General features: G+C 70.4%; 13 protein-coding genes. 11 read left to right on the top strand and 2 right to left on the bottom strand.

The window, feature by feature from the left end; translation table 11 throughout:
* Positions 1-2 precede the first annotated feature (2 nt).
* From FB547_RS11310 to FB547_RS11330, 5 genes are read left to right on the top strand one after another with little or no spacing between them, the layout of a single operon-like run.
* Positions 3-644 (top strand): glutathione S-transferase family protein, encoded by a 642-nt coding sequence (locus FB547_RS11310; RefSeq protein WP_145742261.1) that lies wholly within the window; start codon positions 3-5, stop codon positions 642-644.
* A gap of 5 nt (positions 645-649) precedes the next feature.
* On the top strand, positions 650-1,576 hold the full coding sequence (locus FB547_RS11315; RefSeq protein ID WP_186454146.1) for a PhzF family phenazine biosynthesis protein: 927 nt from the start codon (positions 650-652) through the stop codon (positions 1,574-1,576).
* A gap of 11 nt (positions 1,577-1,587) precedes the next feature.
* A complete protein-coding gene (locus FB547_RS11320) occupies positions 1,588-2,280 on the top strand; it encodes a VOC family protein (RefSeq protein WP_145742265.1) in 693 nt (230 codons plus the stop codon).
* 1 nt (position 2,281) lies between these two features.
* Entirely contained in the window at positions 2,282-2,914 is a 633-nt protein-coding gene (locus FB547_RS11325; RefSeq protein WP_145742268.1) for a LysE family translocator, read from the top strand.
* Positions 2,915-2,927: 13 nt separating this feature from the next.
* Positions 2,928-3,905 carry a threonine dehydratase gene (locus FB547_RS11330; RefSeq protein ID WP_145742269.1) on the top strand — a complete coding sequence of 326 codons (978 nt, stop codon included), beginning with the start codon at positions 2,928-2,930 and terminating at the stop codon, positions 3,903-3,905.
* Between the two features lie 3 nt (positions 3,906-3,908).
* On the opposite strand, the gene FB547_RS11335 is transcribed toward FB547_RS11330, so the two are convergent.
* The gene (locus tag FB547_RS11335) at positions 3,909-4,736 is read right to left on the bottom strand and encodes a creatininase family protein (protein ID WP_145742271.1); all 828 of its coding nucleotides are present in this window, start codon (positions 4,734-4,736) and stop codon (positions 3,909-3,911) included.
* A 340-nt stretch (positions 4,737-5,076) separates the two neighbouring features.
* Here FB547_RS11335 and pgaA point away from each other — a divergent pair, with 340 nt between their 5' ends.
* The 5 genes from pgaA (at position 5,077) to FB547_RS11360 (ending at position 12,135) form a co-directional block, all read left to right on the top strand.
* Positions 5,077-7,401: a poly-beta-1,6 N-acetyl-D-glucosamine export porin PgaA gene (pgaA, locus tag FB547_RS11340; RefSeq protein ID WP_186454147.1), complete on the top strand. Its 2,325-nt coding sequence runs from the start codon at positions 5,077-5,079 to the stop codon at positions 7,399-7,401.
* Positions 7,401-9,440, top strand: coding sequence for a poly-beta-1,6-N-acetyl-D-glucosamine N-deacetylase PgaB (gene pgaB / locus FB547_RS11345; RefSeq protein WP_145742275.1), 2,040 nt, complete (start codon positions 7,401-7,403; stop codon positions 9,438-9,440). Before pgaA ends, pgaB begins: the two co-directional genes overlap by 1 nt.
* The gene (gene pgaC / locus FB547_RS11350; RefSeq protein WP_145742277.1) at positions 9,437-10,720 is read left to right on the top strand and encodes a poly-beta-1,6-N-acetyl-D-glucosamine synthase; all 1,284 of its coding nucleotides are present in this window, start codon (positions 9,437-9,439) and stop codon (positions 10,718-10,720) included. The genes pgaB and pgaC overlap by 4 nt, the downstream gene beginning before the upstream one ends.
* Entirely contained in the window at positions 10,704-11,255 is a 552-nt protein-coding gene (locus FB547_RS11355; RefSeq protein ID WP_145742279.1) for a PgaD family protein, read from the top strand. Before pgaC ends, FB547_RS11355 begins: the two co-directional genes overlap by 17 nt.
* A gap of 82 nt (positions 11,256-11,337) precedes the next feature.
* Positions 11,338-12,135 carry an SDR family oxidoreductase gene (locus FB547_RS11360; protein WP_145742281.1) on the top strand — a complete coding sequence of 266 codons (798 nt, stop codon included), beginning with the start codon at positions 11,338-11,340 and terminating at the stop codon, positions 12,133-12,135.
* Here the strand turns inward: FB547_RS11360 and FB547_RS11365 are convergent.
* On the bottom strand, positions 12,119-13,036 hold the full coding sequence (locus FB547_RS11365; protein WP_145742283.1) for a LysR family transcriptional regulator: 918 nt from the start codon (positions 13,034-13,036) through the stop codon (positions 12,119-12,121). The two genes, FB547_RS11360 and FB547_RS11365, sit on opposite strands and share 17 nt — an antisense overlap.
* 98 nt (positions 13,037-13,134) lie before the next feature.
* On the opposite strand from FB547_RS11365, the gene FB547_RS11370 reads away from it, so the two are divergent.
* Positions 13,135-14,145, top strand: coding sequence for a zinc-binding alcohol dehydrogenase family protein (locus FB547_RS11370; protein ID WP_145742284.1), 1,011 nt, complete (start codon positions 13,135-13,137; stop codon positions 14,143-14,145).
* The last annotated feature ends 1 nt before the right edge of the window (position 14,146 follow it).

A 14,146-nucleotide genomic window follows, 5' to 3' on the forward strand; every position in this document is an offset into this window, starting at 1 on the left:
CCATGCTCAACATCTGGGGCCGCATCAGTTCGATCAACGTGCGCAAGGTCGTCTGGTGCGCGCAGGAACTCGGGCTCGACTTCCAACGCACCGAGGCCGGCGGCCGCTTCGGCGTGGTGCAGACGCCTGAATACCTGGCGCTCAACCCGAACGCGATGGTGCCCACCATCGACGACGGCGAAGGCAGCGATCGCGTCACGCTCTGGGAATCGAACGTGATCGTGCGCTATCTCTGCGCCAGGCATTCGCATGGCAAGTTCTACCCGAGCGAGCTGCCCGCGCGCTTCGATGCCGAGCGCTGGATGGACTGGCAGCAGACCACGCTCAACCGCGCGAGCCGCGACGCCTTCGTGCAATGGGTGCGCACGCTGCCGGCCGAGCGCAACCCGGCGCTGATCGCTGCCTCGGTCCATGCGAGCGAGGCGCTGTTCGCCATGCTCGATGCGCATCTTGCACGCCAGCCCTTCATGGCCGGCGACCGCTTCACCATGGCCGACATTCCCATCGGCTGCGAGGCGCACCGCTGGTTCGGCCTGCCGCCGGCCGAGTACCAGCGGCCCAGCTGGCCGAACCTGGAACGCTGGTATGGCGAACTGATCTCCCGGCCGGGCACGCGCGGCGTGCTCGATCTCCCGCTCGAATGAAAAACATGAAACCCCGCCCGTTCAAACAAGTCGACGTCTTCACCGCCACGCCCTACCTCGGCAATCCGCTCGCCGTGGTGCTCGACGGCGGTGGCCTCGACGACGCCGAGATGCAGCGCTTTGCGCAGTGGACCAACCTGTCGGAAACCACCTTCCTGCTGCCGCCGACGCAGCCCACGGCCGACTACCGCGTGCGCATCTTCACGCCCGGCGGCGAGCTGCCCTTTGCCGGCCATCCCACCATCGGCAGCTGTCACGCCTGGCTGCAGGCCGGCGGCAAGCCCAAGGCGGCGGGCCGGATCGTGCAGCAGTGCGCGGCCGGCCTGGTGCCGCTGCGCCATGAAGGCGAACGCCTGGCCTTCTCGGCCCCGCCGCTCAAGCGCAGCGCGCCCAGCCCCACGCTGCTGGCCAAGGTGGCGGGCGCGCTGGGCCTGAAGGCGCAGCAGGTGGTCGCGGCCCAGGTGCTCGACAACGGCCCGGTGTGGTTCGGCCTGCTGCTGAGCGATGCGGACACGGTCCTGCGGCTCGTGCCCGACCACCGCATGCTCAAGGAGCTGGGCGTGAAGGCCGGCGTGGCGGGCATGCCCGCCGAGCAGGGCTCGTCGATGCTGATCGGCCGCTCGAACCGCGAGGCACGCGCCTTCGGCGGCAAGGCCGTTGCCACCGGAGACGAAGACGGCCCGAAGATCGACCTCGAAGTGCGCGCCTTTGCCGCGCCCATCGGCGTGGAGGAAGACCCGGTCACCGGCAGCCTCAACGCCAGCCTCGCCGAATGGCTGATTGCCGACGGCCACATGCCCGCGCGCTACACGGCCGCGCAGGGCCAGTGCCTCGGCCGTTCCGGGCGCGTGTACATCGAGCGCGACGCCGACGGCAAGGTGTGGGTCGGCGGCGATGCCGTGACCTGCATCGACGGCCAGGTCACGCTGTAAGGCAAAGCACCATGCGCGCGCAACTCGACCATCTGGTGATCGCCGCCGCCTCGCTGGCTGAGGGCGTGGCGTGGTGCGAGGCCACGCTGGGCGTCACGCCCGGCCCTGGTGGCTCACATCCGCTGATGGGCACGCACAACCGGCTGCTGAACATCGCGGCCGAGGCGTTCCCGCAGGCCTACCTCGAAATCATCGCGATCGAGCCCGGCAAGCGGCCCTCGCGCCCCGGCACGCGCCGCTGGTTCGACCTCGACGACCCCGTGCTGCAGGCCGGGCTTGTGCGGCGCGGACCGCGGCTGGTGCACTTCGTCGCGCGCGTGCCCGACGCCCACGCCGCGCTGCAGGCGCTGGCGCGCGAGGAGCACGCGCACATCGACCGCGGCCAATTGCTCGAAGCCTCGCGTGACACGCCCGCCGGCCGGCTCGAATGGCAGATCACGGTGCGCGACGATGGCCAGCGCCTCTTCTACGGCGCGCTGCCCACGCTGATCCAGTGGGGCCCGGTGCACCCCACCGACGCCATGCCGGCCTCGGGGCTGGCGATGCGCTCGCTGCAGGCCACGCATCCGCGCGCGGCCGACCTTTCTGCGGCGCTGTCGGCCATCGGCATGGCCGGCCTGGCGGTGCAGGCCGGCGCGCCCAACCTGGCGGCCGTGCTCGACACGCCCCGCGGCCCCGTCACGCTTCAATCCGAAGGACTCTGACATGCTGAGCTTGACCGAAATCGCCTGGTTCGCACTCGCCTCGCTGCTGCTGGCGCTCACGCCGGGGCCGAACATGATCTATTGCGTGTCGCGCACGCTGATCCAGGGCCGGCGCGCCGGACTGGTCTCGCTCGGCGGCGTGATGATGGCTTTTCTTGCGCACCTGTTCGCAGCCGCGCTCGGCCTCACCGCGCTGCTGCTGGCCGTGCCGCTCGCGTTCGACGCCATTCGGCTGGCCGGCGCAGCCTACCTGCTGTGGCTCGCATGGCAGGCGGTCAGGCCCGGCGGCAATGCGCCCTTCGAGGCGCGCGCGCTGCCGGCCGATCCGCCGGGCAAGCTGTTTCGCATGGGCTTTCTCACCAACCTGCTGAACCCGAAGGTCGCGATGTTCTACCTCTCGTTCTTTCCGCAGTTCATCCACCCCGAGCGCGGTTCGGTGCTGCTGCAGAGCATGCAGCTGGGCGTCGCGCAGATGGCCAGCAGCGCCGCGGTCAACACCGTGATGATCCTCGGCGCCGCGAGCATCACGGCCGTGCTCTCGCAAAGCGCCGGCTGGCTGCGCGCGCAGCGCTACGTCATGGGCAGCGTGCTGGCCGCACTGGCGGTGCGCGTGGCGCTGACGGAACGCAAGTGAAAAAGGAAAGCGCGTGAGATTCAGCCGCGAAGAAATCGAAGACGCGCAGCGCACCGTCGGCGCCGCCATGCCACCGACGCCGCAATATGCATGGCCGCTGCTCGCGCGGCGCCTCGGCTGCACGGTGTGGGCCAAGCACGAGAACCACACGCCGGCGGGCGCCTTCAAGATCCGCGGCGGGCTGACCTATTTCGAGACGCTGGCGCGCGAGCAACCCGGCGTGCGCCATGCCATCAGCGCCACGCGCGGCAACCACGGGCAGTCGGTCGGCTTTGCGGCGCGGCGCCACGGGCTCGCGGCCACCATCGTGGTGCCGCACGGCAACTCGGTCGAGAAGAACGCCGCGATGCGCGCGCTGGGCGTGCAGCTGGTCGAGCATGGCGACGACTTCCAGGCGGCCGCGGAGCATGCGGCCCTGCTCGCCGAACGCGACGGCATGCACCGCGTGCCCTCGTTCCACCGCGAGCTGGTGCGCGGCGTGTCGACGGCGTATGTCGAATTCTTCAGCGCACTGAAAGATGCACCGCCCGACGTGCTGTTCATCCCGATCGGGCTGGGCTCCGGCTTCGCAGCCGCGGCCGCCGCGCGGGCGCACTGCGGCGTGTCGACCCGGCTCGTCGGCGTGGTGTCGGCGCATGCCACGGCGTACCGCGATTCGTTCCGCGCAGGCCGGCCCGTCGAGTCGCCGGCCGGCACGCGGCTGGCCGACGGCATGGCCTGCCGCACACCGGTGCCTGAATCGCTGGAGGTGATCCTGCGCGAGGCCGATGACGTGATCGCCGTCACCGACGACGAAGTGGCCGAGGCCATGCGCATTCTCTTCAGCGACACGCACAACGTGGCCGAAGGCGCAGGCGCCGCGGCACTGGCGGGCGCGCTCCAGCAGCAGGAGCGCTGGCGCGGGAAGACGGTGGGCATCTGCCTGAGCGGCGGCAATGTCGATTCCGGCATGTTTGCCGAGGTGCTGGGGGGCGTTGACGCGGCGGCCTGAACGCTACGGCAGCGGCCCCGTACGGGCCGTATCCAGCGGCAGCCGAGACACCTCCGCCAGCAACAGTGCGAGCTGCTCCGCAGCCGCATCGACAACAGCCTGCCCGCGCGGCGCCGTCGCGGCGGCGGCGTTGCCCGCTGCGCCCTGCGCGTTGTAATCCTCCATGGCCCAGCCGAGCTTGGCGCTCTTGCCGTTGCCGAGAATCGCGTAGCCGGCCGCGCGCTGCTCGGAGGTCGAGCGGAAATTCTTCGCCTCGCCCATGCGCACCTGCTGCGGCGCCAGGGCCAGCATCATCGAGGTCTCGATCTCGCCCGCATGCACGCCGAAGCGGTGTTCGTGGGCGCCGAACTGCGCGCCCGCATCGCCCAGCGGCAGGTTGAACCAGCTCACGCTGTAGACGATGAGGCCGTGCGCCGCGCGCAGCTCGCGCGCCACGATGTCCATCGCGCCCACGTGGCCGCCGTGCGCATTGAACAGCACCAGCTTCTTCACGCCGGCATGCGCCACGCCGGCGCCGATCTCCTTCCACATGCGGATCAAGGTCTCGGCCGACAGCGTGAGCGTGCCCGCGAAGCGCGCGTGCTCGGGGCTCAGGCCGATCTGCTGCGTCGGCAGGAACAGCACCGGCAGCGCGGCCGGCAGCAGCGGCAGCGCCGCGGCGACGATGCCGTCGGCCAGCACCGTGTCCACGCCCAGCGGCAGATGGGGCCCGTGCTGCTCGGTGGCGCCGAGGGGCAGCACCGCGACCGTGGCAGCCGCGTCGAGCGCCGCGAAATCGCGCGTGGTGAGCTGGGACCAGAAGCGGGGCAGGGAGGCCGGTTGTGCGTGCATCTCGCGATCTTAGGCTGAGGCGCTGCCGGCGCCCAGATGGCCCGTGCGAAGCGCACGTGGAAGCCTCGATGCCCCTTGATCTGCGAATCAGTTCACGCTCTGGTCACATCTTTCATCGCTTGTGAGTAGTTTGTTAACAAACTCCCATAGAGTCACTTTCTAGGAACTTTTCAATACAGCTTTCGTGGCTTCGAGAAGTTCTGCCCTGAACGGCGATTCGCCGTGCAGGAGTGCTATCAAAGGGAGCAGAGTGTCAATCCACAAGAACGATGGAGGCACGGTCGTGGCTGGACGCAATGCGGCGCCGGCCGACCCATGGCCTCGATACCTCACACAGGCTTTGCGGAAGCTGCCTCCGGTCGTCTGCCTGCTGGCGTTCGGCGCCTCCGCCGCACCGGCGGCCCCGGTTGCCATCGCCTCGCCCGCGGCGGCCGATCACGCTGCGGCCTCCTATACGCCGCAGCAACACGATGCATTGATTGACGCCTATCGCGCGAATCGCATCGCGCCGCTGCAGGCGCTGCAGCAGTTGAGAACATGGCTGGCGGCAGCACCGGGCCATGCCGAGCGGCAACGCATCATTTCCGACGCCGTGGCGATCGCTGCTGCAGACGGCCGGTTCGCCGATGCCGCGGCCCTGGGCCGGCAGGGGCCGCCTGCCAGCTTGCACGACTACGCGCTCGGCCCGCTGGCCCTGGCAGCGCGCCGTACGCAGGACCTCGCGCTGCAGGGCGAGGCCATCGCCGTCTGGCGCGCCCGCCTGCCGGCTTCGCGCGATGCGCAGCGCGAAGCCGAACTGCTGCTGGCGTCGAGCGGCGCCGCATCTGCGGCCTTCGAGGAGGCCGAAGCAGCGGAGCGCGCGAATCCCGGCACCTTCATGGCGCTGGTCTTGTCCACGCTGCAACAGCAGGCGCTCGCACAGCAACTGCGCTGGGCCGTGCTGGAGCGCGACGAGCGCATCGGCACGGCGCGCGTGGCCGCGCTCGACAAGGTGCTGGCGCAGCAGCAGATCGCGCTGGCCCGGCTCGATGCATCGGCACTGCACGCCGACCCTGCCGATGCCGATGCGTGGCGCTCCGTTCGCCTGCAGCTGCAGTCCGATCGGCTGCTGGCGCTGGTCGAGCGCGGCCGCCCGGCCGACGCCATTGCGCTGTTCGAGGCACTGCGCGCCGACGGATCGACCCTGCCGCCCTATGCGCTCGGCGCCGCGGCCCGCGCCTTCGCGCAGGAACGCCGCTCGGTCGATGCGGTGCCGCTGTTCGAGGCGGCTGTGGCCGGCAGCGGCCCGGCACTGCCGGCGGCTGATCCGATCTACCAGGGACTGGCCTACGCCTACCTCGATACCGGCCGCTTCGAGGACGCCGATGCATTGCTCGCGCGCATCGAAGGCGCCACGCCCGCCACGCTGCGCCTCGCGCCGGAAGCGGGCCTGCCGAATGGCGAGTACACCGAAGCGAACAGCATGCGCGCCATGCTGCTGCTCTACGGCGACCGGCATGCGCTCGCGCAGCGGCGCTTCGCGCTGCTGACCGGCGAAGCGCCTCTCAACGCCGAGTTCGCGGCCGGCGCAGGCCTGGCCGAACGGCTGCGCGACCACCCCGAAGCGTCGCTCGCGCGCTATGAAGCACTGGCCGCCGACCACCCGCACGACATCGGCGCACGCGCCGGCCATGTCGAGGCGCTGCTCGATGCCGGCGAATTCCGCGAGGCCCGCCGCCGCGCCGAATCGCTCGAGGCCGACGCACCCGACACCGCCCAGGTGCGCGACCTGGCCCGCAAGCGGCGCGCAGCCACCGGCCCGCGGCTCGACCTCGATGCCGAGGCAGCCTCCGGCGCCGCCGCCATCGCGAACCGCGAATGGCGCGTTGCGAGCCGGCTCAGCTCGGGGCTGATCGACGACGAATGGCGCATCTTCTACGACCAGGTGCTGGGCCGCGCAGACACTTCGGACGGCAACGGAAACTGGGCACGCGGCGGCATCGGACTCGCCTGGCAGCGCGGCCGCTGGCTGGCCGAGGGCGCCGTGCAGCATTCGAACACCGGGCCCTATCGCACCAGCGCAGCCGCACGCGTCGACTACCGCGCCGGGGACGCATGGCGGCTCTCGGCCACCTTCGACGGCGACAGCAAGGAACTGCCCTGGAAGGCACGCATTGCACGCATCGGCGCGCGCGACACCGGCCTGGGCGTGAACTACGTGGTCGACGAGTCGCGCCGCTTCGAGCTGCAATGGCAGCGGCTCGACTTCAGCGATGGCAACCGGCGCAACGGCCTCGACTTCACCTGGCGCGAACGCTGGGTCAGCACGCCGCGCTTCCAGCTCGAGACCCGGCTCGGCGCCGGCGCCAGCCGCGGCCGGCAGCAGGAGGCCGCGTACTTCAACCCGCCCCGCGATGCCAGCGCCCTGCTCACCGTGCGCGCGCAATGGCTCCACTGGAAAAGCGACGACAGGCAGTTCTTCCAGGCCGTGGAGATCGGCGGCGGCAGCTATCGCCAGGCCGGCTTCGGCACTGGCCCGCTGTGGAGCGTGCGCTACGAGCACAAGTGGAACCTGGGGCCGAAGCTGACCCTGCGCTACGGGCTGGGTATCTCCAGCCATCCCTATGACGGCGTGCGCGAACGGCAGCGCAGCGTCTTCCTGAATCTTTCGATGCCCCTGCCCTGATGCGAACCAACCTGACCACCCTGCTGCGCGCGGCCATGGCCTGGCTGCTGCTGGCGCTCGCGCTGCCCGGCGCGGCCCAGCCGCTGCCGCCCGCCGATACCGACGACGGCCTGAGCTTTCGCGTGCTCTCCTTCCACGACGTGCGCAGCAACGTGCGCGCGAGCTTCGAGAGTTCGCCCGACGGCACCGCCATCGACGAGCGCAAGCTGGCCGAGGTGTTCGCCTGGCTGCGGCACAACGGCTACCACCCCATCAGCCTGCAGCAGGCGATCGATGCGCGCGCCGGCGGCCGGCCGCTGCCCCCCAAGCCCGTGCTGCTGACCTTCGACGATGGCTACCGCAGCGCCTACACCAAGGTCTTCCCGCTGCTCAAGCGCTTCGGCTATCCCGCGCTGCTGGCGCTGGTGACCAGCTGGCTCGACGTGCCGGAGGGCGCAAGCGTTCCCTACGGCGACAAGCCCGCGCCGCGCGGCGACTTCCTGCGCTGGAGCGAGGCCGCCGAAATGGCGCGCTCCGGCCTGGTCGAGCTGGCCAGCCACAGCCATGCCATGCACAACGGCGTGCAGGCCAATCCACAAGGCAACATGCTGCCGGCCGCCGCCACGCACCGCTACGACCCGGCCACGGGCCGCTACGAGGACGACGACGCCTACGTGCAGCGCATCGAATCCGACCTGCGCCGCAGCCGCGGCATCATCGAGGCCCGCACCGGCGCCAGGGTGCGCGCGATGGTGTGGCCCTACGGCGCCTACAACAGCGCGGCATTGAAGGCCGCCGAGCGCGCGGGGATGCCCGTCACCTTCACCCTCGACGACGGGCCGAACACGGCCTCGGTGCCGCTGTCGCGGATCCGCCGCGCGCTGGTGGCCTACGACAACGAGGCGCCCGAATACGCCCGTCTGCTGAGCAGCCCCGTGGGCGGCGAGCTGCGGCCGGTCAACCGCGTGATGCACGTCGACCTGGACTACGTCTACGACCCCGATCCGGCACAGCAGGAGCGCAACCTCTCGGCCCTGCTCGACCGCGTCGCGGCCATACGTCCGCGCGCCGTGTTCCTGCAGGCCTATGCCGATCCCGATGGCGACGGCGTGGCCGATGCGCTCTATTTTCCGAACCGCCAGCTGCCGATGCGCGCCGACCTCTTCGGCCGCGCGGCCTGGCAACTGCGTAGCCGCACCGGCGTGAAGGTCTATGCCTGGATGCCGGTGATGGCGTTTCGCCTGCCGGCGTCGAACCCGCTCGCGGCGCATACGGTACGCACCGCGGACGGCGGCACACCCGCGGACCGCTACCACCGGCTCTCGCCCTTCGACCCCGAAGTGCGTGCGCTGATCGGCGGCATCTACGAAGACCTCGCGCGCCATGCCTTCTTCGAGGGCCTGCTGTTCCACGACGACGCGATGCTGTCGGACGACGAAGACGCAAGCCCGCCCGCGCTCGCCGAATACGGTCGCTGGGGCTTGCCGGCCGATGTCGCGGCCATCCGTGCCGATCCGGCCCTGATGGCGCGCTGGACCCGTGCCAAGACGCGGTACCTGACGGCATTCACCCAGGAGCTCGCCGCGCGCGCGGGCGCATGGCGGCCCGGCCTGGAAACCGCGCGCAATCTCTATGCTCGGCCGATGCTCGAACCCGCGGCGGAACAATGGTTCGCGCAGGACTACGAAGCCGCGCTCGCGGCCTACGACTACGTGGCGCTGATGGCCATGCCGCGCATGGAGCGCGAGGCCGATGCGCAGGCCTGGCTCGCACGCCTTGCGCGCCGCGCGGCCGGCACGCCGCGCGGCCTGGACGGCACCGTCTTCGAACTGCAGGCACGCGACTGGCGCACCGGCCGGCCTGTGCCCGACGAGGAGCTCGCGCGCCAGTGGGCGCTGCTGCACCGCATGGGCGTGCGGCACCTGGGCTACTACCCCGACGACTTCCTCGCCAACCAGCCCTCGCTCGAGGTGGTGCGCCGCGCGATCTCGGTGCGCGCGCTGCTGCCGCGCGCGCTGCCCGCACTGGCGCCGCCGCCCGAAGAAGGCCGCTCGCCATGAACACCCTCCACGCCCTGTCCGAGGCGCTGCCACCGCTGCTGTTCGGCTTTGTCTTCTACTACCCCTTCTTCATGGCCTATGTCTGGATGGCGGGCGGGCTGTCGCATGCCTGGGTGTTCGAACGCCGGCGCGACGTCGAAATCGATCCGCTGGACCTGCTTGCGTCGCGCCCCCTGGTGACGGTGGTGGTGCCCTGCTTCAACGAGGCGCCCCACCTGCGCGAAGTGATCGAGCAGCTGATGCGCACGCGCTATCCGAACTTCGAGGTGATCGCGGTCAACGACGGCAGCACCGACGGCACGGGCGAGCTGCTCGATGCGATGACGCAGGAATACAGCTGCCTGCGCGTGATCCACAACGCCAGCAACCAGGGCAAGGCCGTGGGCCTGAACACCGCCTGCCAGCTCGCGCGCGGCGAGTACATCCTGGGCATCGACGGCGATGCGCTGGTGGACGCCAACGCCATTGCCTGGATGCTGAACCCGATGCTGGAGTCCGAGCGCATCGGCGCCGTGACCGGCAATCCGCGCATCCGCACCCGCACCACGCTGCTCGGGCGCATGCAGGTGGGCGAGTTCTCCTCGATCATCGGGCTCATCAAGCGCTCGCAGCAGCTGGTGGGCACGCTGTTCACGGTGTCGGGCGTGATCGCGATGTTCCGCCGCCGCGCCGTGATCGACGTGGGCTTCTGGAGCCCCGACGTGCTCACCGAGGACATCGACATGAGCTGGAAGCTCCAGCTCGGCGGCTGGCAGCTGCGCTTCGAGCCGCGCGCGCTGTGCTGGATCCTCATGCCCGAGACCTTGCGCGGCCTCTGGAAGCAGCGCCTGCGCTGGGCCGTCGGCGGCATCCAGACCATGCTGCGCTACACCACGCGCATCCTGCGGCCGCGGCAATGGCGCATGTGGCTGATCTATGCGGAGTACATGGTCAGCGTGGTGTGGGCTTATGCGATGGCGCTGGTGCTTGTCATCGGCTTCCTGCGGCCGTGGCTGCCCGCGGCGTCAGCTTGGCATTCGGCGCTGCTGCCGCACTGGCAGGGCACGCTGCTGGCCATGACCTGCATCCTGCAGATGCTGCTGAGCCTGTGGATCGATCGCCGCTACGACCGCGACCTGTTGCGCTATTTCGCCGGAACGATCTGGTACCCGATCGCTTTCTGGACCATCACGATGGCGGCCACCGTCATCGCCCTTCCCAAAGCCCTGATGCGCCGCCGCGGCAAGCGTGCGGTGTGGACGAGCCCTGACCGAGGAGTTTCCGATGCACCACCACCCTGAATCCCACACCCCGCCGCCGGTACGGCGCCGCTCCTGGGGCCAGCCCAAAGGAGAAGAGCCGATCATCGATGCCGCGCGCATTTCGCTGCGCGCCTTCGGCAGCGGCCGCTCGCCGCGGCGCACGCTGGCCATGTACCTGTGGCTGCGCGTGCTGCGCCCGGCCGTCACGGTGGCGATCTGGTTCTGCGCAGTCTGGTACGCATGGCCCTACGTGCTCGGCGCTCGCTCGCAGCCCGAGGTGCTGCACCTGCTGGGCCTCTATGCCACCGTGATCGGCGTGATCCTGGTCTCGATGCTGCTGATGGCGCCGTTCCGCCGGCTGCAGCAGTTGCGCGAGACGCCGCCGGACCAGGAGCAGTCGTCGCTGTTCGCGCTGGCCTCCTACATCGCGGTGCCGCCGGCGCGCCTGTCCACCTGGCAGCGCGCCCGCCAATTGCTGGTGCACCACGACCGCGACGGTCAGCTGCGCCATGCCGAGGACGCGGCCCGCGGCCTGCCGGAGTCCGCGCTGCAAACGGCCGCCGCCGCGCGCTGACCGGTACGGCCGCATCGCTGCAGGGGTTTCGCGTCGGTGATTCAATCGCCCGGGTTCGCAGCAACCCTTCAAGGATTTTTCAATGGATCTCCAGCTCCAGGACCAGCACGTTCTCATCACCGGCGGCAGCAAGGGCATCGGCCTGGCCTGCGCGCTGGGTTTCCTGCAGGAGGGCGCGCGCGTGAGCCTCGTGTCGCGCGACCTGCAGAACCTGGAGCGGGGCCGCAAGACGCTGGCCGAAGCGTTCGCGCAGGCCGGGGGCCGGGTCTCGGTGCATGCGGCCGACCTCAAGGATCCGGCCAGCGCCGTGGCCGCGCTCGATGCGGCCGAGCAGGCCTTCGGCCCGGTCGACGTGCTGGTCAATTCGGCCGGCGCCGCGCGCCGCACGCCGCCCGACGAGCTGGATGCCGCCGCCTGGCACGACGCGATGGATGCCAAGTACTTCACCTACATCCACATGATCGATCCGGTGGTCAAGCGCATGGGCCGGCGCGGCCGCGGCGCGATCGTCAACGTGATCGGCCAGGGCGGCAAGGTGGCGAGCCCGGTGCACATGGCCGGCGGCGCGGCCAATGCGGCGCTGATGCTGGTGAGCGCCGGCATGGCCGCGGCCTATGCGGCCAAGGGCGTGCGCGTGAACGCGGTGAACCCCGGCCTCACGCTGACCGAGCGGCTGCAGGAAGGCCTGAAGGCGGACGCGAAGCTGCAGGGCATCGGCAGCGACGAGGCACTGCAGCGCGCCACGGCGCGCCTGCCGCTCGGGCGCATCGCCACGCCGCAGGAAATTGCCAACACGGTCGTGTTCCTGGCCTCGCCGAGGGCAAGCTATGTGACGGGCGCGATCGTCGCGATGGACGGCGCGGTCACGCCGATGATCTGACGGCCGTCAGCGCCTCGAACTTCAGCGCCAGGAAATCCACCAGCGCCCGCACGCGCGCGGGCACGAAGCGCCCGCTCGGCAGCAGGGCGTGCAGCGGATAGGGCTCGGTGTCCCATTCGGGCAGCAGGTGCACCAGCCGGCCGGTGCTGATGTCGTTGCGCACGTCGAGCGCGGACTTCAACGTGATGCCGCGGCCGGCCACCGCCCACTCGCGCGCAAGCGAGGCGTCGTCCACGCTGCGGTCGCCCTTCACGCGCACTTCGGTCCACTGCCCGTTCTGCGCGAAGCGCCAGGTGCGATGGCGGCGCCCGCCGCGATCGAAGGTGAGGCAGTTGTGATGCACCAGGTCCTGCGGCGTCTTTGGCGCGGGGTGGCGGCGCAGGTAGTCTGGCGATGCGGTGAGCAGCGGATGGGTCAGCGCGAACGGCCGCGCCACCAGCCGCGAATCGGCCAGCGCGCCGTAGCGCAGCGCCACGTCGACCTCGTCGCGCGTCACGTCGAGCAGCCGGTCGCCGACGGACAGCGACAGCTGCACGCCCGGATGCAGCGCCAGGAATTCGTCGAACCAGGGCAGCAGCGTGCTGCGCGTGAGGTCCGAGGGGGCGGCCACGCGCAAGGTGCCGACCAGCTCGCCGCGCTCGGCCGTGACCAGCGACTCGCCTTCGGCGAGCAGCTCGAAGGCGCGTACGGCGTAGTCGAGCAGCGTCTGGCCCTGCGAGGTCAGGCGCATGGCGCGGGTCGAGCGCTCGAAGAGCCGGGCGCCGAGCTGCGTTTCCAGCCGCTTGAGCGTGGCGCTGGCCGCCGCCGGCGTCATGCCCAACGCATGGGCCGCGGCCGTGAGCGTGCCGCCGCGCGCGGTCTGCACCAGCACCTGGAGGTCCGAGAGATTTTCAATCTTCATTTGAAAGTGTTGCTCATCGAGTCGGTCTTATCAATTCTTGGTTGCCATCCTACAGTCGAGCCATCGTCCGGGAAACACACAAAGGAAAGGTCCTCCCCATGAAAGCCATCGGCTACTACCAGCCCCTGCCCATCGACAACCCCGAGTCGCTGCAGGACATCGAATTGCCCGCCCCCGTGGCCGGCCCGCGCGACCTGCTGGTGCGCGTGAAGGCCATCTCGGTCAACCCGGTCGACACCAAGGTGCGCAGGAACATGGCGCCCGAAGCCGGCCAGGCCAAGGTGCTGGGCTGGGATGCCGCGGGCACGGTCGAGGCCGTCGGCGCCGGCGTGAAGAACTTCAAGGTGGGTGACCGCGTGTACTACGCCGGCTCGATCGTGCGGCCCGGTGCCAATGCGGAACTGCATGCGGTGGACGAGCGCATCGCGGCGCTCGCGCCCACGAGCCTCGACGATGCGCAGGCCGCGGCGCTGCCGCTGACCACCATCACCGCCTACGAGTTGCTGTTCGACCGCCTCCAGGTGCCGAAGAACGGCGGCGCGGGCCAGACGCTGCTGGTCACCGGCGGGGCCGGCGGCGTGGGCTCGATCCTGATCCAGCTCGCGCGCCAGCTCACGCAATTGCGCGTGGTGGCCACGGCCTCGCGCGCCGAGACGCGGGCCTGGTGCCTCGCGCTCGGCGCCCACGCGGTCATCGACCACTCGAAGCCGCTCGCGGCCGAACTCCAGGCCGCGGGCATCGGCGAGGTCGACATGGTCGCGAGCCTCACGCAGACCGGCCAGCACTATGCGCAGATCATCGAAAGCCTGAAGCCCCAGGGCCAGCTCGCGGTGATCGACGACCTGCCGGCGCTCGACGCCATGCCGCTCAAGACCAAGTGCATCTCGCTGCACTGGGAAATGATGTTCGCGCGCTCGCGCTTCGAAACGCCGGACATCGCCGAGCAGGGCGCGCTGCTGGCCGAGGTGGCGGCGCTGGTCGATGCGGGGCGCATCCGCACCACCGCGAACGCCAGCTTCGGAACCATCAACGCCGCCAACCTCAGGAAGGCGCATGCGCTGATCGAGAGCGGCAAGGCGCAGGGCAAGGTGGTGCTCGCGGGGTTCTGAG

The organism is Variovorax beijingensis, assembly GCF_007828835.1.
Taxonomy (GTDB): Bacteria; Pseudomonadota; Gammaproteobacteria; order Burkholderiales; family Burkholderiaceae_C; genus Variovorax; species Variovorax beijingensis_A.

Coding starts and splice junctions, on each gene's coding strand:
- FB547_RS11310 (WP_145742261.1), top strand. CDS start 3: ATGCTCAACATCTGGGGCCGCATCAGTTCGATCAACGTGCGCAAGGTC.
- FB547_RS11315 (WP_186454146.1), top strand. CDS start 650: ATGAAACCCCGCCCGTTCAAACAAGTCGACGTCTTCACCGCCACGCCC.
- FB547_RS11320 (WP_145742265.1), top strand. CDS start 1,588: ATGCGCGCGCAACTCGACCATCTGGTGATCGCCGCCGCCTCGCTGGCT.
- FB547_RS11325 (WP_145742268.1), top strand. CDS start 2,282: ATGCTGAGCTTGACCGAAATCGCCTGGTTCGCACTCGCCTCGCTGCTG.
- FB547_RS11335 (WP_145742271.1), bottom strand. CDS start 4,736: ATGCACGCACAACCGGCCTCCCTGCCCCGCTTCTGGTCCCAGCTCACC.
- pgaB (WP_145742275.1), top strand. CDS start 7,401: ATGCGAACCAACCTGACCACCCTGCTGCGCGCGGCCATGGCCTGGCTG.
- pgaC (WP_145742277.1), top strand. CDS start 9,437: ATGAACACCCTCCACGCCCTGTCCGAGGCGCTGCCACCGCTGCTGTTC.
- FB547_RS11355 (WP_145742279.1), top strand. CDS start 10,704: ATGCACCACCACCCTGAATCCCACACCCCGCCGCCGGTACGGCGCCGC.
- FB547_RS11360 (WP_145742281.1), top strand. CDS start 11,338: ATGGATCTCCAGCTCCAGGACCAGCACGTTCTCATCACCGGCGGCAGC.
- FB547_RS11365 (WP_145742283.1), bottom strand. CDS start 13,036: ATGAAGATTGAAAATCTCTCGGACCTCCAGGTGCTGGTGCAGACCGCG.
- FB547_RS11370 (WP_145742284.1), top strand. CDS start 13,135: ATGAAAGCCATCGGCTACTACCAGCCCCTGCCCATCGACAACCCCGAG.